Here is a 25,655-nt window from a genome sequence, read left to right as displayed (position 1 = left end):
TTCATCCTTTCAAATTCTCAAAGCAATCCATATATTCCTGGGCGATTCGGTCCCCGCCAATGACCAGGTCGCCGATCGTCTCCATGGCCAAGTCATTAATCTCATCGATGATCAAACCGGGCATCGTCCCGTGACGGTCAGCCACTTGGTCTAAGTCTGCATTCGGAATTGATCCTGTCAAAACACGCAGCGCCTCCAGCTGGTATGGTGCCAGCATCTCAGCAAAGCGGGCCCATTCCTCATCCAGCCCGGAGGTGTCCCAAGCTGCCGAGTCGGCATTCGTCGCTTCGACGGATTCTGAGGTCCTCGAATCTGTACTTGCTGCATGATCATCGTCTGCAAGGAGTGCCGGACTGTAATCCGTCTCCGGTACGGGGGCAGGTTCCTGATCAGAGCTTACAGCTGTATCCATTACTTGGCCAGATCCCAACTCCAACCGGGGATCCGCCTCCGGAACGCTTGCAGGTTCCCTTGACTCTTCAGAATGAAGAGCAACGACCGGATCGCTAATCGAACCTTCACCAGACGTATCCGAATGGACGGCGCTCGGCTTATTTGCAGGGGCAACCGTTTCCTCGTCCTTCTCCTCTGTCGTGCCCGGTTCTTCAACGGTGAGCATGCTCCGGACATATTCGGTGTCCTTTTGCAGTGAAGCGAGCTTGTCCGAATCGATAACAATCGCCGGTCTTTCCTCCTGGCGGCCGGTCAGCTCACGCTTCAGATAAAGCTCGACAAGACGCTCGATCGAGGGGGCGATTTCTACACCTCTTAAACGCCCCTTAAATCCGCGATGTTCCCGCAGCTTGTTTTCCGTGTACCGGATAATTTGCGTCACCCAGCTCCGCAGCGGAGCATGGTTGCGGATCGGAATTGTGGTCACCGGAAGTAAACGCCCATACAAACGGGCATCGTACACCGCTCTGTGGAACAAATACCGTTCAGTTGTTTTTGGCGGAATATCCGGTGCAAACAATTCCTTCCATTGATCGTTTTCCTTTTCGCGTAAATAACCGGCAGCCAGCGATAGGATCCGCGGAATATGATAATCTAAATCCTCTTGGCCCGCTTCCACATAAAACCTGCTGTCCTGGACATCATAATCGCTTAAAATAAGCAGCAATTCCATCGGAATCTGCAGCGGTTTTTCTTGGAACAATCGCACGAGCTCCAAATCCATCAGCTCATGGGACAGCAAGCTGCCCGCCCTTTGCGTAATGTGAATCAACGGAATATCAAGCTTGTGAATAAGCACAAAGTCGGCAGTCCATTCCTTTAAATAATGATCCAGCCTGGGGAACTTATCCCGGTAAGCCGTCCAAATCTCATCCAGCAGCTTGTATCCTTCTCTGGGATCGGTCCAGCCGACTTGATGAATCAGCTCATAAACGTATATGAAGATATAGGACAGATCCGTACGATGATAACGACCCTGCCGCACTTCGCTCCTCCAGTAAAAATACCATTTCCGCTGAGCCTCGGTCATCTGCTGATAAGTCGCCCAATAGCTCATAAAAGGAACAAATGGGGCCGGCTCGCCAGCTTCATCCGCTCTTCCAAGCGCTTCCTCAGCAAAGGCCTGCTCCCGGCTCTCCATACTAAACGTTATGGATTTCGACGGAGTGACGGCCGCGGGGTCCCGGGCGGGAATGCGCATGCCTTCTCCGGCATCTCCGCCCAGGTCGATTTCCGTAAATTCAATGGGTCCTCTTTCGTTATTGTTCACGTATATCCATCCCTAACCGGTGATTTCCAAACTAAATCCAAACCAGCCAATCTAGATTAGCAAGACTAACATCATGAATTAAAAATATTATATCATGGCAGCCCCGAAACTTTATGGAATTTCAATTTCATTGTATGTGTTGATTATAGAACGCACGTTCGCCGGTTTCAAGGCCGGAATCGAAACGCACACAAGCCGGCGCCAAAATTTCTGGCGCCGGCTTGCGGCAGGCAGGAAGGCTTAACCGCCGCTTTCCCCCTCTTTTTATTCATGCTATTTTTGCGCGATGAGCGTGTACATCATTTTCGCTGTTTCTGCGCGGGTGACTTGACCCTGCGGATCGAACTTGCCGCCGCCTTTGCCGTTCATCAGACCGAATTGACCGGCTTCCGTAACAGCCTGCTTCGCCCATCCGGATACGTTTTGTATGTCGGCAAAGCTGCTGGATGCAGTCGATTCGCCGCTCCAGTTCACCGCTTTGGCCAGCTTCACCACAATGGACGCAGCTTCCTCGCGGCTGATCGGATCCTGAGGCCTGAACTTGCCGCCGCTGCCTTGGATGAGTCCGAGTTTTGCGGCCTCAGCCACCGCGCCGGCGTAATAGCTGTCCACCGGAACATCCGCAAATGCCGAACTTCCCGAAGTTTGCGAAGTTGTGCCCATCATTCGCATCGCCAGTGTGAGGAAATCCGCACGGCTGACGTTCAGCTTAGGCCCGAATCGGTTCTCGTCGATTCCGTTGACCAGATGTTTGGCTGCCAGCTTACCGATGTATTCGTCCGCCCAGGAGCCGTTCACATCTGCAAATTGTTTATGATACTCCAGCACAGCGAACGGAGCAAGGTGATCTGCCGTAAAGCTCACGGAGCCGCTGCTGAAGCGACCTCCGAGATATTTAGGCTGGCCGCTGCCCAGCTCATAAACCCCAGCGTAATCGGTATCCAATTTTTGCAGCTGCTCTGGGGTGAGCTTACCCTCAACCGTAACGGGGCCGCTCAGATTCTGGATTTCGGGTTCCGCCTGACCATTGACCTTGACCAGCTTAAGTGTGTACACCGGTCCGGCGAGACTATAGTCGGATTGGGAGCCGATGGCATCTCGTACAGCCTGGCTGGCTGTACTGTTCATCGTCGCATCCATACGCAGCACCAGCTGCTGTGCATCGGTCAGCGAGCCCGGCCACGATGCCGCAGGCACCGTAACCGTCATGTCAGGTCCGGCAACGATCAGCGACAGACCGTTTTGTTTGGCTTTGGCCACGCTGGCTGCAGGCAGGGACAAGGAAGCCGCCTGTTGTCCTTGGCCGGTCTCTCCGTCGAGCGTGATGACGATTTTGCCGTTCGTGCTTTCGGTCATGGCCTGGTCTAATGCCTTCGCATCGACCTGATAGCTTCCGTTCGTGCCCGGCTTCAGCACCACGGTTCCCTTATTGCCGCCTGTTCCAGGATTAGAAGGTGTTTCAGGGGAAGTGGCGTTTCCGTTACCCGGTTGTGACGGCGTTGTTCCGCCGCCATTTCCGCCACCGTTGCCTCCACTGCCGCCCCCGTTGTTTCCTCCGTTACCGCCGCCAGGGTTGCCGGAATTGTTTTTCCCGGTATAGAAGCCCCAAATATCGGAGAGCGTGCTGCCGCTGTGCGCGTCTTCCGCTTTTACATACCACTGCTGGTAGCTGTCCGCAGGCAGCCCGTTCCATAAGACAGATGCCTGGGACCCGCTGACCACATCACGGCTGCTTCCGATTTCGCTATCGGTGTACACTTTGACGCTGATGTAATCCGTCGCAACCCGCTTGGTTTTCGGCTGTAGATCCAGGTCCAGGTCAAACTCGTCCTTGCCCGGATTTTCCTGCGGATCATAGTAGTTATAATCGTTCAAATATGGCGAATACGTTTTGATGTGGAGCTTGTTGTTTTTCATATCGAACTGCATGAGACGGATGTAACCCAGCCCGCCCTCAGGCGCTCCCTGGTAATCCGCGAGCATCTGATAGACGTTACGGTCCGGCACACCGTCGCCGTTGTCATCAAGCTCATCCACCTTGAGCTCCGCGTCGTGATAATGCCCGGACAGTGCAGCGATGACATTCTTGTTCGGCTTCACCACTTTTTCGAAAATTTGGTCCGCAATCGGTGCGCGGTTATTCGATACGAGCATATATTCATGCAGGCACAGGATCGCTTTGCGTTCCGGATACTTGGACACCACTTCGTTCATCCATTCGATTTCGTCGTCCCCGAGACCCCAACCCATGTAGACGATGATAAAATCGTTTCCGTTCGAAGATACCAGGTCATAATGACCGCGGTTGTTGTCATAGGAACCGGCAAACGTCGAGTTGTTCTTAAACCGGTCCTCTCCGAAATACTCTTTGAACTTCGTATAATCGTTATCCTGATGGCCAACGTCGTGGTTACCAGCCAGTACGCCGTAAGGAATGCCGGCATTCTCCAGCACCTTCATGTCCTTGTCGGCTTCGACCCACTGATACTCCTCATAGGATTTGTCGACGACGTCGCCCGTGTGAATGACGTATTGAATATTCATTTTTTCCTTCTGGGCAGCGATCCAGTTGACGATATCCTGATAAATTTTTGGATAACTCTGCGAATAGTACTGAGTGTCGGACATCCAGACGAATGAGAAGTCGTAAGGATCTTCCTGCTCCGGCGAAGGCTTGGTGCCTGCGGCCGCACCCTCCGCCGCCGCGGCGATTTCGTCCTGCACCATGACGTCGATCGCTTGGCCGGACGCATAATCTCCCGCCTTCACGGTTGCGTTCAGCTCAAAGTCTTCGGTTCCGGCGATCACATGATCAAGCTGGATCCATTTGCTCTGCGCTGGGCTCCAGGCATACAAGCTGACCTTGCGGCCTTCGAGCGACTTTCCTTTCCAGTGAATATCCACGCGGTCCGTCGCTTTCACGGATGGGTCAAGCTTCACTTCGAATCGCTGGTAAGGGAACTTGTCTACCGACTCGTTCACTAAATATTGGCCGTCTTCCGCACTGATTTTGGCGTAATCCCCCGGATTCATTTGCGTTTCGCCTGTAGGAACCATTTCCTTCGGAGGCTCGGTCACCGAAGCGTTCAAGTACCCTGTAAAGTCCTCCGTCCGGCTTCCGTCGTATTTATACCCCTTGTAAAAGAGCACATTCATCGGGTCCTGGCTCGGGTCCTGCACCTTGACGGTCAGATTGGCGCTGCTTCCCACGTTCGCCTGCCCTTGCTGCGGGCTGATCAGCTCCGGAGCCAGCGGATTCTCGTCCGGCACTATGAATTTTACGGTCCGTGTGGTTTCATTCCCCGCTTTGTCCACCGCATGAATGGTCAGCGAATGTTCTCCGCCTTTCAGCGATCCGGACGAAGTTTGATACGGAAGCTTGATGCTCTGATCGTCCAGCTTCACATCAACCTTATCCACACCCGCATAAGCGTCCTCGATTTCGGCATCCAGCGTAAACTCACCGCGGTATTCCTTGCCGTTTTCGATCGATGGCTTGATCTCCGGAGGCGTATTATCCACGATTACGGTAGACTTATATTCATCCGTTCCGTCTGTCACTTTGATTTCGTGCGGGCCGTCTGTCGCTTCGAGCGTGTTCCAGGCGTAAGCCTTGGACTTCAGCTGGTCGGCAGTCAGGTTAAACTTGAACCCAACGGACTCGTTTTTTCCGGCGGAATCCCCCATTTTGATCACTTGATCTTTAACAGCATAGGCCGGATCCCAGATTTCGGTTCCGTCCGCCAGCACGAGCCTTACGTTCTTGATCTCAAAATCGTCCTTGTTCTCTTCCGGTCGATCGTCAAACGGGCCCGTTTTGGAACCGGCGCGAACATAAATGATATTGTCCTCATCCGCCTTAAGACGATCGGCGCTGATCGGGAACGAAAGCGTCGTATACGTTGTGATCGGGTCCAGGAACGTATACAAGATCGATTTGTCTCCGAGCTCTGCCGGTCCCATCGTTACCGCATTTTTGAAGTAATAGTCAACATTGACTGCATCGAAAACAAAGTAAGCGTCATGCTCAAGCTGGGTGAACGTGCTGCCATCCGCAACCAGTTTGCCGTCAATGCTTAGCTGCAGTTTGTCCGATCCTAGGGATTCGGCCGTGCCTTTAATGGTGCTTGTCCCCTTAATGATCTGTTGGTCCTTCACGTTCAGCCGAAGTGGAGAAGAATCCGGTCCACCCGTAACGACTATTTTGACCGGGTCGGTTTTCATTTCGTTTACGCCGTCCGACGCAGCAAAATAATATTCGATATATTTTCGACCGATCAATTCGGCAGAGGACAGCTTGTAGTGGTACATCGTATCATTGAAGTCCTCGGACAGATTATGCAATGTATAATCGCTCTGCTTGTCGGAGCGAACGTATACCTGAACGGACCGGACTTCCTTGTCGTCCCGCGCATCGGCGATCAGCTCGAGGCTCTTCGACTGTTCGTTTTCCTTAACCTTCGTTACATCTTCGATCGTCGGAGGATTGCTGTCCTCTTCTTGATGGACCGGCTCACTTGGAACTTGAGAGGTCTCTACCGATCCTGGCGATGCCGCTTGAGTCCCGGTGCTTGCCTTGATCATCGTCGTGCTGCCGTTCTGAGGGTATGCATACTGCAGCCCCATATTTTCCTTGGTTTCGTCGCCTTTGGTGCCGTTCTCGTACAAGGTATCCGCGTCATAATAAGCCGCCGATATTTCCTTGCCGGTATTCGTTTTAATGACAATCGCGCGACGCCCGGAATTGGACATCCCGTCGCTCTGAATCATAAACAAGTCTTGGTTTTCTACCAGATTCGTTTTGTAGAAATCGTTGAATTGTTCCGCCGTGTATGACTGGTTTGCGCTGTTTTTGATCCAGAAAACGACCGTTCCCTTAGATGGGATGACAAAGTCCTCCTTCGTCGACGGCCATACGACATCACCAGCCGCCCCTTTATCCGGATAACGGTAAAACAGCTTATAGTTTTTAAAAGAAACCGGCTGGTCCGTATTGTTGTACACTTCAATCGCTTCATATGCGTCGGTCGACGTCCCGGTCACGTTCGTAGTATTCGGGACAAGCTCCGTGACCAGCAGCGGAGGTGCCTTAGCCGGATCAAACTCGGGCAGGTTCACCTTGACGGAGTATGCTTTCTCCGTTTGGCTGGCTGCGATGCGGTAATCGATTTGGGGCTCAACCAGCGCCGAGGCCGGAATGGTCGCCTTATAGTCGCCCGTGCCTTGAGCGTCTGCCATCGGGATCACCGTATATCTCGTTTGTCCAGGCGTTTTGTAGAGCAGCTGCACAGGAGCCGGAGTGCCGTCGCTGTTCTTGCCCGGATTCTCGACATGCGCCTGAATCTCGAGGTCCTTCACTTCGACGGATGTTTGCGGCGTATGGATGATGACCGTCTCGCTTCCTTCCGGCACCTCGACCGGAACGAGCTGTGCGGAGTCAACCGTTCCCGGTGTCGCCGGGACTTGTCCGGAAGCAGGCATCACCGCCATTTGCACGCTGCCTTCGACCGGGTGCTGAAACAGGATCCCCTGATTCATCTTGACGTGCTGGGCCTCATAAGATGCCGTCACAATGATGCTGCCCATGCTGTCCTTAATGGACAGCGTCCTGGCACTGCCATTGGCCATGCCACCGCCACCGTTGATCCGGAACAGGTTCTGCCCCTCAACCAGACTCGTACCGTAGTTTTCGTTAAAGGCTTCCTCGGTCTCGCCTTTGTTGTTCTCGTTTATAATCCAGAAAACTGCCGGGCTGTGCGCGGGAATGATCATATCCCCGCTGCTGACCGGCGTCCAGTTGTCTTTATTATTGTAAAAGAAAGAATAGTCCTTAAAATTGATGTTCTGATCCGTATTGTTATAAACTTCGACATATTCGTAAGCATCTGCTGAAACACCAGCCACGTTGGCTGTATCCGGAACCATCTCGGTAATCAGCAGCGGCAGCCCGGCTGCGGAAATGTTCGCTACCGTATCCTGCCCGGTGCCTGGTTCTGTTTCGCTGCCCTTAATTGGCGCGCTATAAGAGATTGTCTGGAGCACCTTGGACTGCTCGTCCAGCAGCGTTATCGAATAATTCAGAATCGTGCCCTTTAGCGCCTCTGCTGGAATGATTGCATTGTATGTATCCTGCTTGCCTTCGACCTGTACCAACGGTACCGATGCTTCGGTGTTCCCGTCCACCGCATACTTCACGACGCCTGACCAACCAGCAGCGGCTACTCCTGTGATGGCTGCGCTCACCGTGAAATCCTGATCGGCCGAAACTTCAGCAGGTGCCTGATGAGCGATCTGCAGCGTATTTTGCGTCTGCTGACCCTCCTGCGGGGTCTCCGTGTTCGTGCTGTTGCCTGCTGCGGGGGCGGTGGGATCGTTCACCGGCTCCGCCGTAACGACAGGCGCGGTTTGATCGTTCAGGCCGTCTGCGTAGCTGACGGGTGCTGCTGCGCTGATCAGCATACTGCCAAGCATCACGGCGGACACGCTGCGCTGCAGCTTACTAGTCCTCTTCAATGGGTAAGTCTCTCCTTCACTCATGAAATGTTGTCTGCATCCTGATGTCTGCATACTTCAGTGTAGTGAGTTTTTATTTACGCCATGTCATTGGAATGTAAAGTGATCATTAATCTCATTAAATTTTCAGTCATCCGGTAAAGCGATGAAGGCGTATATCTTACACTTGACGCAGCAAAAAAGGACTGCAGCAAAAGCCTGCAGTCCTTGTCATGTCATGCAACAGCAAACGAAATGGATGATAAACATCATCCGCCTTGATAAGTTGGATTAACGGGTTATGCCTGCACCGCAGGGCCCGCCTCCATCACTTCCCGGATCAGCACCTTGCTGCCCGTCTTGGCGCTTTCCAGCGCAGCCAGCACCATGGCCATGCTGTAGATGTTGTCGCTGCAGTCCGTTTCCGGCTTGCGCCCCGCTTCAAGCGCCGCGAACATTTCGTCCAGGCAGCCGTGATGAAAGGTGTTGCGCATGGAATCAAGCACGCCGGGTACGCGCGTATATTCGCGGATAAACTTGCCGTCCTGATCCCCTTCGGCTACGACTTCGGCATAAGGTTCGCCGTGCCCATCCCAAACGGCCGTCCCCTTTTCTCCGGTGACGCGCCAGGATGCTTCCCAGGATGTCGGCATCCCCTCGGCGCACCAGGAGCCGCGGTAGTTGAACACCGTGCCGTCGGACATCTCAAAGATGCAGATCGCCATGGCATTCCCCTCATACCAGGATCCCGGAGGATTAAACTCGTGGCAGTATACGGAGACCGGATTGGCTCCCGTAATGAGGCGGGCCTGATCAAACGTATGGATCGCCATATCCAGGAGCAGCGGGCTGGCCATCGCTTCGCGGAAGCCGCCGAAATGGGCGCCGATAAAGAAGTCTGCCCCAATAAATCCCGTCCGTCCGATCGTTCCCTCGGCAATCAGCTTGCGGAAGGCCCGGATGCGCGGGTCGTAACGCCGATTCTGCATCACGGCATGCGTGCGCCCGGTCCGCGCCGATCTCCGGACAATGTCCAGACAGTCCTCCATCGTTTCAGCCAGCGGCTTCTCTGCAAATACGTCGCAGCCCAGCTCCAGAGCCGTCGCGCTCACACCATGATGGCTTGAAGGAATGGTCACGTCAAAAACGAGATTGGCTCCCGAGGCCTGAATCGCTTCCTTGACATCTGTAAATACCGGGCAGTTCAGCGACTTGCGCTCAGCCATCGCCAGCGCCGCTTCCTTTTTAATATCCACCAATCCGACGATCTCGGTGTCTTCCCGCCCGGCCGCGTAATCGACCCAGGTATTCGCCATGCCGCCGCAGCCTGCGACGACGACTTTGTACTTCGCAGTCATCTGCTTGTCCTCCTACACCGGATTCGGGATGAAATCCCCGCCCCGGCACCGTTTTAAATAATTCAATGCGTGAACCTGGCCCGTCATCTCCAGTTCGCCCCTGTAAACCGGGTCATGCCAGCCTTCGATGTCGATCGTTCCCTGATATCCGTTCTGCCGCAAAATGGTGATGATGTCCGCCCAGTTGCTGTCGCCGAATCCCGGCGTCCGGTGCCAGACGAACGGCTGATTGCCGTGAACGCCATGCTCTCTGACGACATCCCATGCGATCGTGGCGTCTTTTCCATGCACATGGAACACTTTCGGGGCCCATTTGCGAAGCTGCGGGATCGGATCGATCAGGCTGACCATTTGATGGCACGGCTCCCATTCCAGTCCGAGATTGTCCGCCGGCACGGCATTGAACATCATTTCCCACGCAGCCGGACCATGGGCGATATTCCAATCCCCGGTCTTCCAGGTGCCGTCCATGTCGCAGTTCTCAAACGCCAGTTTGACGCCTTGATCTGCCGCCCGCCGCGCCAGCTCTCCAAATACCTCTGCAAATTTCGGGATGGATTCGTCAATGGGACGTCCTGTCAAACGGCCCGTGAAACCGGATACAATTTCAGTGCCGAACAAATGGGCATGATCGATCAGCCGCTCCCACGTCGCCAGCGTATCCTCATTGTTGCCTTCCCCGGTCAAAGGATTGCCGAACACACTGATGGCCGAAATAACGAAATCATGCTCATCCGCCAGCTCTCTCACTCGCGCAGCAAGCTCCTTCAGATCGGTGCCACCCGAGGTTTGCCAAAAGGTCAGATTAAACGATTCAAAGCCGTGCTTGACGATCTGCGGGATCACCCGGACCGCGTCAGCGCCGCCGACCAGCGTTCCGATACGCATGATGTTGGTATCCAATATTGTGATCACTCCTATATTGACATATAGTATTCATAACATCACCATTATAGCCGGGAGAACCGCCGTTTTCTCTAACCGATCTTGTGGAATACTAGTCTGATTTTGAGGGGGTGTGGAAATGACCTATCCCAGGGACCTATGGGAAGATACCGCGCTGGAAAATACCGCTTATCCGTTTCAGCTTTTTCAAAACCGCTGCCTTGCCGCCCGCGCCGGCCACTGTATTCTGTACCTGCACTGGCACGAGCATTTTGAGCTGCTTGTCATGAAGCGCGGCAGCGCCGTGTTCCATATCGACAGCCGCCCGTATGCTGCAGCTGAAGGGGATGTCCTCATCATTCCCGGCGGGAGCCTTCACGTAGGCTACTCCCTCGCCGAAGGCGACGTCCATTATGACTGCATTGTCGTCAATGCTTCCCTGTTTAATGACTGGCTGCATGATCCTATACATATTCAATACGTCGCCCCCTATCTGGAAGGCCGGCTTCGGTTCCCTGTGAAAATTAGCTCTTTTGAAGAAGGGCATCCCGGTTATTGGGCCCACTTGGAGGAGATCATCCGGGAACTCAGCTCCAAGCCTCCGGCTTACCAGCTGACCGTGAAATCCAGACTGCATCTCTTATTGACGTTGTTGGCCAGGGAGAATAATCCGAGCATGCTCGAAGCAGAGGCACATAACGCTTATTTTCCCAACCGGGAGAGGTTTAAGCAGCTGATCCGGCATATCGAATCGAACTTTTCGGATAAGATGACCGTTGAGCAGGCGGCCAGGCAGGTCAGCCTGAATCCGCACTATTTCTGCAAGCTGTTCAAGCGGTTGACGGGCCGCACTTTTGTTGAATACGTTAACATCTGCCGAGTAAAGGAAGCCCGGCGGCTCCTGACCGAAACCAACGAGTCCGTGACGGAAATCGCTTCGCGTGTAGGGCTTGACAATCCGAATTATTTTACGAAGCTCTATAAAAAATACATGGGGACGACACCAACCAGGGAAAGAAAAAGCTGAATAGGATTGGCCCGGTGCCAAAACTCCATTTGGTCCAAAGAAAGCAGGTGCGATCCGTTTGCAGATTTACGTAATGAAGATTATGTAAACATCAGGACGATAACACAGGGTTGTTCGCACAGACTCCCTTGTTATACGTACCCAACTTTTCTTCGGGCTTCCATTTTCAGCTACCGTACAAATGCAAAGGGCCTAGCTGATAGCTAAGCCCTTTGAGAGATTAATAGATAAATGCCTTGGTGATAATGACCAGGAGAATAAACAGAACGAGAATGGCAGCTACGCTGTTCCCCCACATTCCGCCACCGTATCCAACACCAGCTACTTCACTCATGTGCGAGTCCCTCCTTCGTATCCGGAATACATCACATTCTATGATTCGATCTTGGGAGAGGAGCGGGCTAAGAGGAAGGTTCCCGCCAATATGTGCTGTTGTAATGCAGGGCACTTTATCCCTTAACCTGGATAGGCTCCAGCGGCGCCCGGTTGCCGTAGACCGGGGCCGCCGCCCCGCTGGGAGCAGCCCATTGCACGGCGTTTGTGATCACCCGCTGAATTTCCTCGTTATGATAAGTCGGATAGGTTTCATGACCCGGGCGGAAGTAGAAAATTTTGCCCCGTCCACGATAGAATACGGCTCCGCTGCGGAATACTTCCCCGCCCTCAAACCAGGACACGAACACCAGCTCATCGGGCGCCGGAATATTAAAATGCTCCCCGTACATCTCCTCTTTCGGCAGTTCGATATACTCGCCGAGCCCGGCGGCAATGGGATGAGCCGGGTTAATGACCCAGATCCGTTCCTTGTCGTCCGCCTCGCGCCATTTCAGCTGCCCGGTCGGCGTTCCGAGCAGCCGGCCGAATATTTTGGAGGCATGGCCGGAGTGAAGCACGATGAGACCCATCCCGTCCATGACCCGGCGGTACACTCTGTCCACGACCGAATCCTGGACTTCATGATGGGCAAGATGACCCCACCAGACAAGCACATCCGTCTGCGCAAGCACCTCATCGGTCAATCCGTGCTCCGGTTCATCCAGCGTCGCCGTTGCAACCGTCAATCCGGCCTTCCCTAGAAATCCGGCGATCGTGCCATGGATGCCATCCGGATAAATCTCGCGGACGGCGGCATGCCGCTGCTCATGACGAAACTCATTCCAGACCGTAACTTTCATTATGTTCAGCACTCCTTCGAAAAGCCGATACTGACGGTCTGGAATCGTCCGGCGCGCTATTTTACGCTGTTGTAACGCTCATAGGCATCCGTCCGGATCGTCACCAGCCGTTCCAGACCCATCTCATTCAGCTTTTTAATGTAAGCGTCCCACTGCTCGTCGATACCGCCCTTTGTAATCCACTGTGCGCGGGTCGTCCGCACATACGTATCGATATCGGTCGTGAGCGTCGGGAGCTCCTGAAATTCCTCAGCGGTGTACATGACATTCGGGAACGGGGTCGTAACGTAATCCTTGCCCAGCTTGTCGATGGTCAGCTTGAGGCCGTCCCCGTTGCTCGGGTCGAGGATAATATTTTTCTCAAAGCTCGGGCTCACGTATTTCGGGCCAAAATCACGGACAGAGGACTCCCAATACCACGCATCCGCACTGGTCCCTGCCGGCGGATTCATCAGGGCATAGGTGCCGTCGTCGTTTTTCTTAATGACGGTGTCGATGGCGCCCCAGAAGTTTTGGATGCTGGCTTCGTTCGTATAGAACTGGTCCGCCCAGCGCGCTGCCGCTTCCGGATATTTGCATGTCGTGGTGATCAGCAGCTCGTTACGCCGGTAGCTGAGCCCGTTCGGATCGCCGACTTGATAACGCTTACCGTCCGGTCCGGAAATCGTCGGAATGGTGACATATTCGTCCTTCCATTTGCCGAACACCGCATCCGGCGTCCACTGATGGGTGAAGCCGACCAGCGATACGTCCGGATTTTGCTGCTTGGCCGTCAGCATTGTGTTGTCCTGGGTAAACAGCTCCTGGTCGATCAGTCCTTCCGAGAACAGCTGATGCGCCCACTTAATCGCTTCCTTGTATTCTTCGGATGTCGGATAATACACCGGTTTGCCGTCTTTGATCATCATGCCGGTACCATTCAGGTCCGTAATGCCGAATGGATTGAGCAGGTCCATGCTGATGTCGCCGGATCCGCTGTATGGAATTTCGTCCTTTTTACCGTTTCCGTTCGGATCGTTTTCTTTAAAAGCCTTCAGCACTTGATGCAGCTCATCAATCGTCTCGGGAACCTGAAGCCCAAGGCGGTCCAGCCAGGCTTTGTTGATGACCGGCTGATTCTGCGTCACCGGACGGGACGGCAGCCTTGCGGGCAGGGAGTACATTTTTCCGTCCGGGAACGTGCTGAGCTTCTTCAGCTCCGGCGACTCCTCCATGGCCGCTTTCAAATTCGGCATGTACTTGTCAATATAATCGTCCAGCGGCTGGAAGAGGCTGAGATTATTCACGATATCCGAGTCGGAGAAAGCGATGTCCCCGAAGACGATATCCGGCAGCGTGCCGCTGGCCAGCATGATCGATTTCTGCTCGCCCCAATCGTTGGAAGACATGACCTGCCAGTTGATCTTGATATTCGTTTCTTTTTCCAAATTTTGCAGCCAGGTGTTCTTCGTGAATGTGTCCCCCATATTTCCCCATCGGACGGTCAGCACGTTCAGCGTAATCGGCTCCTTCACGATGGGAAGGCCTGTTTGATTGAAGCTGTCACTGCTTTCGGCCGTTTTGCCGCCGGAGTCGCCGCCGCTGCACGCCGTCACACCGATCAGCAGCGTGGACACCAGCCCCAAGGTAACCAACAGTTTACCGGTTCTTTTTTTGCCCATTCCAGAAATCCCCCTAATATTTATTAAGTGGCCTTGCCGTTTATTCCTTGACCGCTCCGATCATCACCCCTTGGTTGAAGTACTTTTGCACGAACGGGTACAGGCACATAATCGGGAGGGTCGATACGATAATGACCGAATACCGCATCATGTTCGCCAGCCGCAGCGCGATATTGGCCGCTTCCCCGCTGCCGAGGCTCGACTGCATTTGATTCGTGATCAGGATGTTTCTCAGAATTAACTGCAGCGGATACAAATTAGGATTTTTCAAATAAATCAAAGCATTAAAATAGGAGTTCCAGTAGCCGACGGCGATCCACAAAGCGAGCACGGAGATGACCGCCTTGGACAGCGGCAGCACGACCAGGACATAATAGCGCAAGTTGCCGCACCCGTCGATCTGGGCCGCCTCCCACAGGTCCCCCGGTATGCTGGTCTGGAAAAAGGTCCGCGCTACGATGATGTCGTAAACGACGACCGAAAATGGCAGCACCATTACCAGGAACGTATTGTACATGTGAAAATCCCGGATGGTCAGGAAGGTCGGAATCAAGCCGCCGCTAAAAAACATCGTGAAAATAAAAAACAGGGAAATCGCCTTACGGCCGACCAGGTCTTTACGGGACAATGCGTAAGCGGCTGATACGTTCACGATCAGGCCGATCGCTGTGCCGACGACCGTGTAGAGAATGGTATTGCGGTATCCGATCCAAATGTTCTCATGCTTCAGCAGCTCTTTGTAGCCGTCAAGCGTAAAGCCTCGCGGAAACAGCCATACCTGGCCGTTGCCCACAGCCGAGGGATCGCTGAAGGAGGCGATGACGATAAAATACAGCGGATACATGAGGACGATCAGCAGCAGCACCGCGACGATGTAGAGCAAAACTTCCAGAACGCGGTCGGATGATCGGCCGCCGGCCCTTCCGGTGGCGGTGCTTGCTGCCTGCATGGCTTCCACGGTGTTATTCCCTCCCTTACCACAGACTGTTGCTGCTGAGCTTTTTGGAAATCTGGTTTACCAGGATCAGCAGCACAAAGTTGATCAGCGTATTAAACAGGTTGATGGCCGATGAGAAGCTGTACTGGCTGCTGAGCAGACCGATTTTGTACACGTACGTGGAAATGACTTCGCTGGATGAGATGTTCAAGTTGTTCTGCATCAGATACACTTTCTCAAAGCCGACGCCCAGCAGTCCGCCCATCCGCAAAATAAACAGGGTGACGGCCGTCGGGATCAGCATCGGAATATCGATGTAACGGATTTTCTGCCAGCGGCTGGCCCCGTCTACGGTTGCCGCTTCATAGAGGCTCGGATCTACGGCTGACAGCGCCGCAATGTAGATAATGCTGTCCCATCCCGCATGCTGCCACACATCCGACCATACATACACGCTGCTGAACATCCCGGCCGATCCCATGATGTTGGGTGCCTCCGCACCGAACAGCCGGTAGATGCTGCCGATCAGGCCGCTCCCTGGAGACAGCAGGATCAGCATCAGGCCGACCATGACGACGGTAGAGATAAAATGAGGCATGTACGTCACGGTTTGAAAAAAACGTTTAAACCGGCTCGCCCTCATCTGATTGACCATCAAGGCCAATACGATCGGGATCGGGAAGGTCACGATGCTGTACAGGCTGATGATCAGCGTATTTTTGATCGTGATGTTAAATTGGTAGGAATGAAAAAATTTCTCGAAATACTTCATCCCTGCCCAGGGACTTCCCATAATGCCCAGCGCCGGACTGTAATCCTTGAACGCAATGAGGACGCCGTACATCGGCTTGTAGGAGAACAGCAGCAGCAGTATCGCCGCCGGCAGCAGCAGCACGTACAGCCCCCAATTCCTTTCGATTCTTCCCCAGGTTCGCCGGAAGCCGGATGACTCTGATTTCAACGCAGGTCCCCCCTCTCTCCTTTCTTTCGGAACAAGACTCATTATAAATGGACTTGAGGAGCTTAATCGGACCTCTTGCCGCCGTTATCCGGACTCCCGGGTACGGAAAAGTCTGTCCGCGCAGCCACGCCAACCGTCCGATCCGGACGTAAGGATGTCACTTTCCGGACTTTTGGAGCGGATGCGCAGTATTTCGCATTTTGTTACGGGCTGGGGTTATATATAATGAAAAATAAAGCGCATTCATAAGAGGAGGCGTCAGAACAGAATTTTCATGCGGCTAATCATCCACCGTACCGGCAAACCTTACCCGGTCAAACATTATGTCAACATGCTGATTGTCATTTTATTTACGGCGCTGGTCCTCGATTTTATGATCAGCTATGCTTCGATCTCCATCGTCAAGCAGCAGTCCGGCCGAAGCCTGCGGGACACAGCCGATCTGTACATCAACCGGATCAACCATGATTTCGCCTACATCAATCACTACATGGGCTGGTCGCTGGCCAATGACCAAATCATCGAGACGATGGATGAGAACGCTTCAGGTTCGGCCGAATTTCTAAAGTCCAACACCCAGCTTCATCAGCGATTTACCGAGCTGCAGAAAAATTACGGCCAGGCATATCAATTTTTCATCTATCTGAAAAACAAAGATTTTTTCCTGAACTGCGTTCCCTTAAGCATCGGGTATCCCGATTATTTGGAACTGAAGCGGCAGATCATTTCCTACGCCGAGGACAAAAATGTATACGACAAGTTTTATTCCCGCTGGACGCCGGTCCTTGTCCGGAATAAATATTATATTGTCAATATCGTCCCTTATCATGACCGTTATTTGATCTGCCTTATCTCTGCAGACGAACTGATCCGTCCGCTGCAGAGCATCGACATGGGAAAGAACGGCACCGTCTCTCTTGTTGATGAACAGGGCATCAATATTTCCACACCGATCCGCGTGGACGAGACCCAGGCGCTGGATACCGCCAAGCCTTCTCCCTTCGGCCTCGCCCACTCCCGGGCAGCCGTGACCAGCCGGTTCTCCGACGCCTCATTCAGCGTTCAAATGATCGCCAGATACGGCACGTTCGAAAAAATTATGATCGCCCAGCTGGTCATCATTCTGCTGGCGCTGATGATCGCGATCGTCCTCTGCATCGTCATGCTCTATTTCAACAAACGGGTGCTGCGGCCGATCCAAAGCTTCTCGGATACGCTCGCCCGGTGGAACGAGGAGAGCGCCGCATTGGATTTTAAAAACAGCAAGATTATCGAACTGGAGCAGGCCAGCCAGCAGTTTAAGCATCTGATCGGGCAAATCCGCAGGTTCAAGATCGATATGTATGAGCAGGAGCTGGAAAAGCAGCGGATCCAGCTGGATTACATGAAGCTGCAGATCAACCCGCACTTTTTTCTCAACTGTCTGACGAGCATGTACAGCATGGCCCAAATGCAAATGTATGGCGAAATCGAGCGAATGGCCATGTCGACGACCCAATACTTTCGCTACATCTTTCAGAACGGGCACAACTTCGTGCGGCTGCAGGATGAAATTGAGCATGTCCGCATTTATCTCGACATCCAGCGTCACCGGTACAGGAACGCCTTCGCCTATCATATTTCCCAAGATGCAGAAACCGGAGATATCCTCATTCCCCCGCTCGTGCTGCAGACCTTCATTGAAAATGCCGTAAAATATGCCGTATCACGCGTCACCGAGGCGAACATTACGTTATCGGTCAGCAGGGAAATGCCGGATGATCTTGCCAAAATCACGATTTCGGATTCGGGACCGGGCTTTCCTCCGGACATTTTAGAACAGCTCATGCATGGTGGGCCGCTGAACGCGGAGAACGGCAACCGGATCGGTATGATGAACACGATACAGCGCCTCGAGCTGCTCTACAAGGGTCAAGCGAGCGTCTCCTTTTCTAACCGCGAGGGAGGCGGAGCGGAAGTAACCATGACCATCCCCGTATCGCCGCCGGAAGCCATTGATTAAGGAGGAATCGCATGAACGTTTTACTGGTGGATGACGATTATTTTGTCGTAGCGGCGCTCGAAAGCAAAATCGACTGGCAAGCACTATCCATTGAGCAAATTTACACGGCTTATAACGTTTCCCAGGCGAAGGAAATTTTACAGCAGCACGCCGTAGACATTCTCATATGCGATATTGAAATGCCGCAAGGCAGCGGCCTGGAGCTGCTGGCCTGGATCCGGGAGGAGCGCTACCGGGTGCAGGCGATATTCCTGACGAATTACGTGGACTTTAACTACGCCCAGAAAGCGATCGAACTGCAGAGCTTCGATTATTTCCTCAAACCGATCGAGTTTGACAAATTAGCCCTGATTATCCGCAAGGCGGCAATCAAAGCGAGCGAGGAACGTTCGATTGAGGAGGCTGCGCGCGAGGGGCTGCTGTGGAAAAAAAACCAGAACCGCCTGCTGGAGCTGTTCTGGCGCAAGCTGATCACGGGCAAAAGCTTTCCCTCGGAACCCCGGGCCATTCAGCGTGTTATGGAAGAACAGCATTTGCCTTATCAGCTGTCCGACCGGTTTACGCCACTGATCATCAAGGTGTTTCCTCATGACGGGAGTCTTGGCAAAAACGACAAGGACCTGTTTGATTACGCCCTGCTCAACGTGCTGAACGAACTGCTGCGGAGTCCCTTGTACAAGGTCGAAACGGTGCTGGAATACACGGAGAATCACTGGATTGTCATTTTACAATGGAGCGCCGAACCTTCTACCGGTCAGATTGAAGACACATGCGCCTCCCTCATCCCCAAAGCCAACCGGTTCCTGAAGTGCGACGTATACTGTCATTTGGGACTTACTGAGAGCTTGGCGGCGGTGCATCCCATGATCCGGCAGCTGATTCATCTCAATGAAGAAATGATCAACATCCGTAATCAAGTCTTCCGTATCGATCAACGGCCGGTGGACGAAGCGGCTTATATCTCGCCCGACCTGGAGCTGCTGGAAAGACTGCTGAGTGATGGTGACACTTCCGCATTTTGTGCGGAGATAAGCCGGTATCTGCATGAATTGACCGGGCGGCAGGCGCTGAAAGTGTCCGCACTGCGGCAGTTCCGCCTTGATTTGATGCAGATGATTTACTCTTTCCTGAAGCAGCGGGAAATCCAAGCCCATAAGCTCTATTCCGGGAGCACCAACGATCAATTGTTTCAGCAGTCGCTCCAATCGATTGAGGATATGGAGCAGTATATCGCCTATCTGGTAGATACTGCTCTGGCGTACCGGACGTTTGCGGAAAAGCCCAACTCGGTCGTGGAGGAAATCAAGCTGTATATCAGCAAGCATATCGGGGAAGATTTGACGCGGAACAGCCTTGCTGAAACCGTCTATCTCAATCCGGATTATTTGGCGCGTTTGTTTAAAAAGGAAACGGGTGTGCCGTTAGGCAATTACATTATCGAGACCCGAATTCAGATGGCAAAGCATTGGCTCGCCACATCACAAATGCCTGTTCATATGATCGCCGGAAAGGTTGGCTATGCCAACGATTCGTACTTTTCCAGGCTGTTCAAGCAGGAATGCGGCTTGACTCCTTACGAATTTAGGCACAAGCAGCAAAAAGACCGCCTGGGGTAGGCGGTCTTATCAACAGCATGCACTCGGTGTTTCTTCAGTCAGATCAAGGGCAACGGTCAAGTCGCCGGGCTGAACTCCGTCAGTTCTTCTTCCTGGGCTTCTTCGCTTCCCACCCACAGGTCCACCAGCCTGTCTCCATTGTACAGCTCGATGTTCAGCTCATCGGCATACTGGTACGCACCCGCCGTGAATTCCCCGGTCGTTGCTACATACCCGCCGACGGCACCGCGCTTCACCATCTGGGAATGGACCACGGCAATGGGGCCGTAATCCACCGGATTCCGGTCGTCAGCACAAACGGCAAGCCCCAGGTACAAGCCATGGTCGGTGTGCTCCTCGATGTCGATTCCGTAATTGCGTGATGCCCGGGTGACATAGGTCCGTCCTCCCCTTACCGCTTCCATCATTTCGGCGACAAACGCCTCGAACTCCAGGGACCCTTCGTCCTTGTCTTCACCCTGTTCCTTTTTATATCGATGATATAAGCCGATTTTTAGCGTTTCTTTCATCTCGTCATGAGTGGTCAGCGTATCGATCGCACTGGATCGGTAATGCATCAACATCCCTTTCTGCCGGAGATAGAGCAGCAGCCAGCAGACATTGGTCACGATTAATATACTGATGATCACAATCTTCCAACCTCCTTGTATGAAAATCAGTGTAACCAGCGCCGATCGTTTTCAGACCTTCATGCCAAGGCCAACGAGAAAAGCTGCCTGCAGTTAGACCTGCAGACAGCTTTCAAATGAATAGGATGACATATGAAATGATTAATGAATTCCAAATCGAATGAATTCGCTTAGACTCTATCGTTTAATCAATATAATCCTTCAATCGTTTGCTCCGGCTGGGGTGTCTCAGCTTCCGCAGCGCTTTCGCCTCAATTTGGCGGATACGCTCACGGGTTACGCCGAATACCTTGCCGACCTCTTCCAGCGTGCGCGTGCGGCCGTCTTCGAGGCCAAAGCGCAGACGGAGAACGTTCTCTTCCCGCTCTGTCAGCGTGTCGAGGACATCGCCCAGCTGCTCCTTCAGGAAGGTGAACGCCGCAGAGTCAACCGGTGCCAGGGCGTCATGATCCTCAATAAAGTCACCCAGCTTGGAATCATGCTCGTCCCCGATCGGTGTTTCGAGCGAAACCGGATCCTGCGAAATTTTCATAATTTCACGGACCTTCTCTACGCTGAGCTCCATCGCCGCAGCGATTTCTTCCACTTCGGGTTCGCGTCCAAGCTCCTGTACCAGCTGCCGCGATATACGTGCCAGCTTGTTAATCGTTTCGATCATATGGACCGGAATCCGGATCGTTCTTCCCTGATCGGCTATGGCCCGCGTAATCGCCTGTCTGATCCACCATGTGGCATAGGTGCTGAACTTAAAGCCTTTCGTGTAATCGAATTTATCTACGGCTTTGATGAGCCCCATGTTGCCTTCCTGGATCAGATCCAACAGCTGCATGCCGCGGCCCGCATATCTCCGGGCAATGCTGACAACCAGTCGCAGGTTCGCCTCGACCATGATTTTCTTGGCTTCCTCGTCCCCTTCGGCGACGCGCTTGGCCAGTTTGATTTCTTCTTCCGTGCTCAGCAGGCCGACACGGCCAATTCCCTTCAAGTACATACGCACAGAATCATCATTCTTCATGCCCGTCGGCAGCAGCTCGACGTCAGCGTAGGGCTGATCTTGCTCCTGTTGATTCGACTCGGCTTGATTTCTCATCACTTCATCGCGTTCACGTTCTTCCATCATCCTGTACGTTCCTCCCCCTGAAAATAATCTCTCTGTATCGCTTGATACGGCTTTCTGAGGTGTAAAAAATATTGACAATCACCAATCGTTGTGATACGATAAATGGTAATAATGTGATTAATTTTGGAGTACACATTATAATATCATATACGCATTTACATTTCAATATGTTTCATAGAATTTAGCCTTTTGGATGAAATTACATAATATAGACCCGCCGGAGTAACGCTGATGTTCTCCTGCGGGTCTTTTTTGTTGGCTTTATCCGGATGAAGAACGGTATATGATCCGGTACGGGATCTGCACCTTTTCCCCGGAACCACGGGTCACGAGCCTTAAAGCCTCCTCACCTACCCGGAAGAGCTGATGGTCTACCGTGGTAAGCTGAAGGACTTGGCCAATCGGCTGATTTTCCTGTCCGATGATGGCGATATCCTCTGGAATACGCAGCCCCGCAGAGAGAACAAATTGGTGGATTCCGGCTGCCACCTCGTCCCCGTTGGCATACACGGCGGTCGGCCGGACTTTTCCTTCAAGAAAGTGGCGGGCTGCATCCATACCATCCTTCAATGTGGTGCAGCCATCCAGGCACCGGCATGGCGATACTTCCCCAAAAACGTCCCGGTAAGCCTGCATCGTCAGCCGGGTGCTGATGCTGGTCTCCCCTCTTGCCGTCGTGAACGCAACCTCTGTGTGTCCCATGTTTTTCAGGAAGGAGAACACCTCGAGCGTTGCGGCATACCGGTCAATGTACGCGCAGCCGATTTCCTCCAGCTCCGTATACTCGCAGGCTACGATGTGACCATATCCCGCAAAGGGGACGATGGACGACCAATCGTTGGCACGGGACGTAATGATGATCCCGTCGAGCAGTTTAGTTTTCAGCATCGTTAAATACTCCAGCTCTTTCTCCGGATCATACCGGGTTGGAAGCACGGTTACGGTGTAATCTTCCTCAACCGATTTGTTCAATACACCGCTTAACATCCGGTCGAAAGCTGGGTTGTTGTTGTACGGGATGATCACGCCGATGCTGCGGGTCCGGCCGCGGATCAAATCAACCGCATTACGGTTTGGCGTGTAATCCAGTTCGTCGATGGCTCGCTGCACGGCGGCTCTTTTCTCAGCGGAAACGTACGGATGCTGGTTGAGAACCCGGGATACCGTGGATACCGAAACACCGGCTCGTCTGGCGATTTCGTGAATGTTGGCCATAACTCCCTGCCTTCTGACTTTTTCATTTCGAATGGTTCCTTTATTATATCACGCTGACTCCGATCCTCATTACGATAGTGGACCAGCCGCAGGTTATTATTCATCCCGGGACTGAATGTCGTACTGATCTGCCTGCAGCAAAAGCTGCTCGCTGCCTTGTGCCTGAATGACAACCCGTGTCCCGCTGACAATTGGCGCTCTTCTGTCCGGAAACCAAGGCCGTTCGCGGTCCACCACGATCAACAAGCCCTCGGCGTCGCCCATCGCCGCAAATTGCCGGCCGTCGCCGCTCCACATGGACAGTCCCAGCGTCGTTTGAATCTGTTCCACGGCAGCGGCCACTTCATCAACAGGGAGCCCGATTTCGCTGATCCGCAGCAGCTGGCTGCTTGAAAAGTCTTCATTTTCGTCGTTATCAAAGGAATGGTGGGCAATGAATTCAATCAGATTCTCATCCGGATCGTAAAAATACAGGGCGTCGGCATTCCAGTTCCCGAAGTGAAATTGATCCCCATCCTGATCGCGGAACAGGGTAATTCCACGCTTAGCGGCCCATTTTTTGGCTGCGCCGAGCTGATTCGTCGGAATCGTAAAGGCAATATGGTACATCGATTTTTCGCCGGGCGCTGCCGCCTTCTGAAGAATGAGCTGGCTGCCGCCGGCTTGAATGGTGACCCTATCCGACTGTTCTTCGGCCACTGGAAGACCGAGCTTCCCGGCGTAAAATTGCTTCATCTCCGCAAAATGCCGGGCATTTATCGTAAGTTGTTGGATTTTCATCGTAAAAGACCTCCATATCCTTCTGATTATCAATGAATTGCTCTGCGGCAGCGTATGCAGCGTGTGGGTCAGCGCCTGGGTCAACGCGATGCTTCCCTCTTCCATGAATCTTTCAGCGAAACGATCCGGTTAAATACCGGTACCGGTCCGGTCAGATCTTTGTGATCCAGGCAGAAATAGCCTTGGCGGATAAACTGGTATTTAACATCCGGTGAAGCATTTTTCATCGATGGCTCCATGATCGCTTGCCTGAAAATGATTCGGGAATCGGGAGATACCAGCTCTGCCCAATCATTGTCCGATTCCGCCACGGACGCAGCATCTTTCAGCAGGCTGCCGTACAAGCGGATCTCGGCGGGAATACCGTGTGCGGCGGACACCCAATGTATCGTCGACTTCACTTTTCTGCCGCTGAACCCGGTCCCGCTTTTTGTCTCGGGATCGTACGTGCAGTGCAGCTCTTTCACTTCACCGGTCTCCAGATCCTTGACGGCATGATGGCATTTTAAATAGTACGCCCCCTTCAGTCGAACTTCGCTTCCTGGAAACAGACGATGAAAGCCCGGTACCGGATGTTCCATAAAGTCCTCCCGCTCGATATACAATTCTCTAGAAAAGGGGACATCCCTGCCGCCAAGCATCGGATCGGCATCGCTGTGGTTGAGATGCAGCATTTCCACCTGATCCTTCGGATAATTCGTGATGACGACTTTAAGCGGATCAAGCACAGCCATCACAGCGACAGACTTATCCTTTAAGTCCTGGCGGATGAAGTGGTCGAGCATCGCAGCATCCACCGTGCTGCTCCCCCTCAGCATGCCCACTTCCTGCATGAACCTCCGGAGGCCTTCCGGCGTAACGCCTCTTCGCCGCAGCCCCTTCAAGGTCGGAAGACGGGGATCATCCCAGCCGTCGACGAATCCGCCTTCGACCAGCTCCCTGATGTACCTTTTGCTCGTGACCATTCCGGAAACGTTCAGACGTCCGAATTCCCGCTGCTTCGGGGGTTCCGCCACTTCCAGCTCGCGCAGCACCCATTCGTACAAGGGGCGGTGATCCCTGAATTCCGCGGAGCACAGTGAATGCGTGATGCCCTCGATGGCATCCTGGATCGGATGGGCAAAATCATACATCGGATATATACACCACTCACTCCCTGTCCGGTAATGCTCGGCATGGATGATGCGGTACAAGGCCGGGTCCCTCAAGTTGATGTTGGGCGAGGACATGTCGATTTTGGCCCGCAGCACCTTGGCACCGTCCGGGAACCGGCCTTCCTTCATTTGATGGAACAGGGATAGATTGTCCTCCACAGACCGCTCGCGATAAGGACTGTTTCTTCCAGGCTCCGTGAGCGTTCCGCGGTATTCCGTCATTTCCTCCGCCGACAAATCGCAGACATAAGCCTTTCCTTTACGGATGAGCTTCAAAGCCGCTTCGAAGATCTCTTCCGAATAATCCGAGCCAAAGTACACCGGCAGGTCCAGACCAAGCCACCGGACATCCTCCCGGATCGCCTCCACGTATTTCATGTCTTCCTTCAGCGGATTCGTATCGTCAAAGCGCAGATTCATCTTCCCGTGAAATGCTTCGGCAATGGCTGCGTTCACGTGAATTGCATAGGCGCTTCCGATGTGTAAATAGCCGTTCGGCTCCGGCGGAAACCGGGTCGCGATCGGTCTAGAGTACGTTTCGTTCTCCACATCCTCCATCACGGTTTTCGTTAGAAAATCCACGGCTTCTTCTTTCCTTACTTTTCCTTCCATAAAATGTCCCCTCCTGCTCTTATATCAATCAAAAAGAAAACAAAAAAATCCCGCCTCCAAGACGCTGACGTCTTGGGGACGAGATTGTATTTCGCGGTGCCACCCCGGTTCGCGGATCTATCGCTACATCCGCCTCTTCGGGTACGGCATGGACGCATGCTTATACCCTAGCTCTGTAACAGGAGCTCCTGTCGCACCATCCGAAGGAATGAGGATCCCTCTTCCGATGCGCCGCTCGGAGGCTTGCTTCAATGACGAGCGGCCTGCTCCTTCACAGCTGCCGGAGCTCTCTGCAAGGCTGCCCGTTC

At 53.3% G+C, this 25,655-nt stretch carries 17 protein-coding genes and 1 other annotated feature (1 of these 18 running past the window's edge); of the genes, 3 read left to right on the top strand and 14 right to left on the bottom strand.

Going from position 1 to position 25,655, the window contains the following annotated elements:
- Position 1: 1 nt before the first annotated feature.
- From IAE55_RS01225 to IAE55_RS01210, 4 genes are all read right to left on the bottom strand, one after another.
- Positions 2-1,723, bottom strand: a complete 1,722-nt coding sequence (locus IAE55_RS01225) for a TerB N-terminal domain-containing protein (protein ID WP_200630699.1) — start codon at positions 1,721-1,723, stop codon at positions 2-4.
- Between the two features lie 273 nt (positions 1,724-1,996).
- Positions 1,997-8,236 (bottom strand): S-layer homology domain-containing protein, encoded by a 6,240-nt coding sequence (locus IAE55_RS01220; protein ID WP_200630698.1) that lies wholly within the window; start codon positions 8,234-8,236, stop codon positions 1,997-1,999.
- A 278-nt stretch (positions 8,237-8,514) separates the two neighbouring features.
- Positions 8,515-9,573 carry a Gfo/Idh/MocA family protein gene (locus IAE55_RS01215; RefSeq protein WP_145946199.1) on the bottom strand — a complete coding sequence of 353 codons (1,059 nt, stop codon included), beginning with the start codon at positions 9,571-9,573 and terminating at the stop codon, positions 8,515-8,517.
- Between the two features lie 12 nt (positions 9,574-9,585).
- Entirely contained in the window at positions 9,586-10,461 is an 876-nt protein-coding gene (locus tag IAE55_RS01210; protein WP_105444070.1) for a sugar phosphate isomerase/epimerase family protein, read from the bottom strand.
- Positions 10,462-10,597: 136 nt separating this feature from the next.
- Here IAE55_RS01210 and IAE55_RS01205 point away from each other — a divergent pair, with 136 nt between their 5' ends.
- A complete protein-coding gene (locus IAE55_RS01205) occupies positions 10,598-11,485 on the top strand; it encodes a helix-turn-helix domain-containing protein (protein ID WP_105443279.1) in 888 nt (295 codons plus the stop codon).
- Positions 11,486-11,705: 220 nt separating this feature from the next.
- Here IAE55_RS01205 and yjcZ read toward each other — a convergent pair whose 3' ends face one another.
- From yjcZ to IAE55_RS01180, 5 genes are all read right to left on the bottom strand, one after another.
- A complete protein-coding gene (yjcZ, locus tag IAE55_RS01200; RefSeq protein WP_089546971.1) occupies positions 11,706-11,819 on the bottom strand; it encodes a sporulation protein YjcZ in 114 nt (37 codons plus the stop codon).
- A 115-nt stretch (positions 11,820-11,934) separates the two neighbouring features.
- A complete protein-coding gene (locus IAE55_RS01195; protein WP_200631094.1) occupies positions 11,935-12,663 on the bottom strand; it encodes a ThuA domain-containing protein in 729 nt (242 codons plus the stop codon).
- Between the two features lie 53 nt (positions 12,664-12,716).
- On the bottom strand, positions 12,717-14,321 hold the full coding sequence (locus IAE55_RS01190; RefSeq protein WP_145157109.1) for an extracellular solute-binding protein: 1,605 nt from the start codon (positions 14,319-14,321) through the stop codon (positions 12,717-12,719).
- 40 nt (positions 14,322-14,361) lie between these two features.
- Positions 14,362-15,270 carry a carbohydrate ABC transporter permease gene (locus IAE55_RS01185; RefSeq protein WP_145157602.1) on the bottom strand — a complete coding sequence of 303 codons (909 nt, stop codon included), beginning with the start codon at positions 15,268-15,270 and terminating at the stop codon, positions 14,362-14,364.
- 25 nt (positions 15,271-15,295) lie between these two features.
- Positions 15,296-16,261, bottom strand: coding sequence for an ABC transporter permease subunit (locus tag IAE55_RS01180; RefSeq protein ID WP_200630697.1), 966 nt, complete (start codon positions 16,259-16,261; stop codon positions 15,296-15,298).
- A gap of 232 nt (positions 16,262-16,493) precedes the next feature.
- Between IAE55_RS01180 and IAE55_RS01175 the strand changes: the two genes are divergently transcribed.
- The gene (locus tag IAE55_RS01175; RefSeq protein WP_200630696.1) at positions 16,494-18,221 is read left to right on the top strand and encodes a sensor histidine kinase; all 1,728 of its coding nucleotides are present in this window, start codon (positions 16,494-16,496) and stop codon (positions 18,219-18,221) included.
- Positions 18,222-18,232: 11 nt separating this feature from the next.
- Positions 18,233-19,837 (top strand): response regulator, encoded by a 1,605-nt coding sequence (locus IAE55_RS01170; RefSeq protein WP_200630695.1) that lies wholly within the window; start codon positions 18,233-18,235, stop codon positions 19,835-19,837.
- Positions 19,838-19,893: 56 nt separating this feature from the next.
- On the opposite strand, the gene IAE55_RS01165 is transcribed toward IAE55_RS01170, so the two are convergent.
- The 5 genes from IAE55_RS01165 to IAE55_RS01145 all read right to left on the bottom strand — a co-directional run bounded on the left by IAE55_RS01165 (position 19,894) and on the right by IAE55_RS01145 (position 25,347).
- Complete coding sequence (locus tag IAE55_RS01165) at positions 19,894-20,466, bottom strand: restriction endonuclease (RefSeq protein ID WP_260866764.1); 573 nt, start codon at positions 20,464-20,466, stop codon at positions 19,894-19,896.
- A gap of 184 nt (positions 20,467-20,650) precedes the next feature.
- On the bottom strand, positions 20,651-21,556 hold the full coding sequence (gene rpoD / locus IAE55_RS01160; RefSeq protein ID WP_186381884.1) for an RNA polymerase sigma factor RpoD: 906 nt from the start codon (positions 21,554-21,556) through the stop codon (positions 20,651-20,653).
- A 291-nt stretch (positions 21,557-21,847) separates the two neighbouring features.
- Positions 21,848-22,801 (bottom strand): LacI family DNA-binding transcriptional regulator, encoded by a 954-nt coding sequence (locus IAE55_RS01155; protein ID WP_200630694.1) that lies wholly within the window; start codon positions 22,799-22,801, stop codon positions 21,848-21,850.
- A 96-nt stretch (positions 22,802-22,897) separates the two neighbouring features.
- Positions 22,898-23,581, bottom strand: a complete 684-nt coding sequence (locus IAE55_RS01150) for a VOC family protein (protein WP_200630693.1) — start codon at positions 23,579-23,581, stop codon at positions 22,898-22,900.
- An 80-nt stretch (positions 23,582-23,661) separates the two neighbouring features.
- The gene (locus IAE55_RS01145; protein ID WP_200630692.1) at positions 23,662-25,347 is read right to left on the bottom strand and encodes a glutamine--tRNA ligase/YqeY domain fusion protein; all 1,686 of its coding nucleotides are present in this window, start codon (positions 25,345-25,347) and stop codon (positions 23,662-23,664) included.
- Positions 25,348-25,418: 71 nt separating this feature from the next.
- Positions 25,419-25,655, bottom strand: a binding site (T-box leader) (it continues 27 nt past the right edge of the window).

The organism is Paenibacillus sp. S28 (assembly GCF_016624415.1).
GTDB lineage: Bacteria > Bacillota > Bacilli > Paenibacillales > Paenibacillaceae > Paenibacillus_AQ > Paenibacillus_AQ favisporus.
The sequence above is the reverse complement of the archived record's forward strand: the minus strand, read 5'-3'. Positions and strand labels throughout refer to the sequence as shown.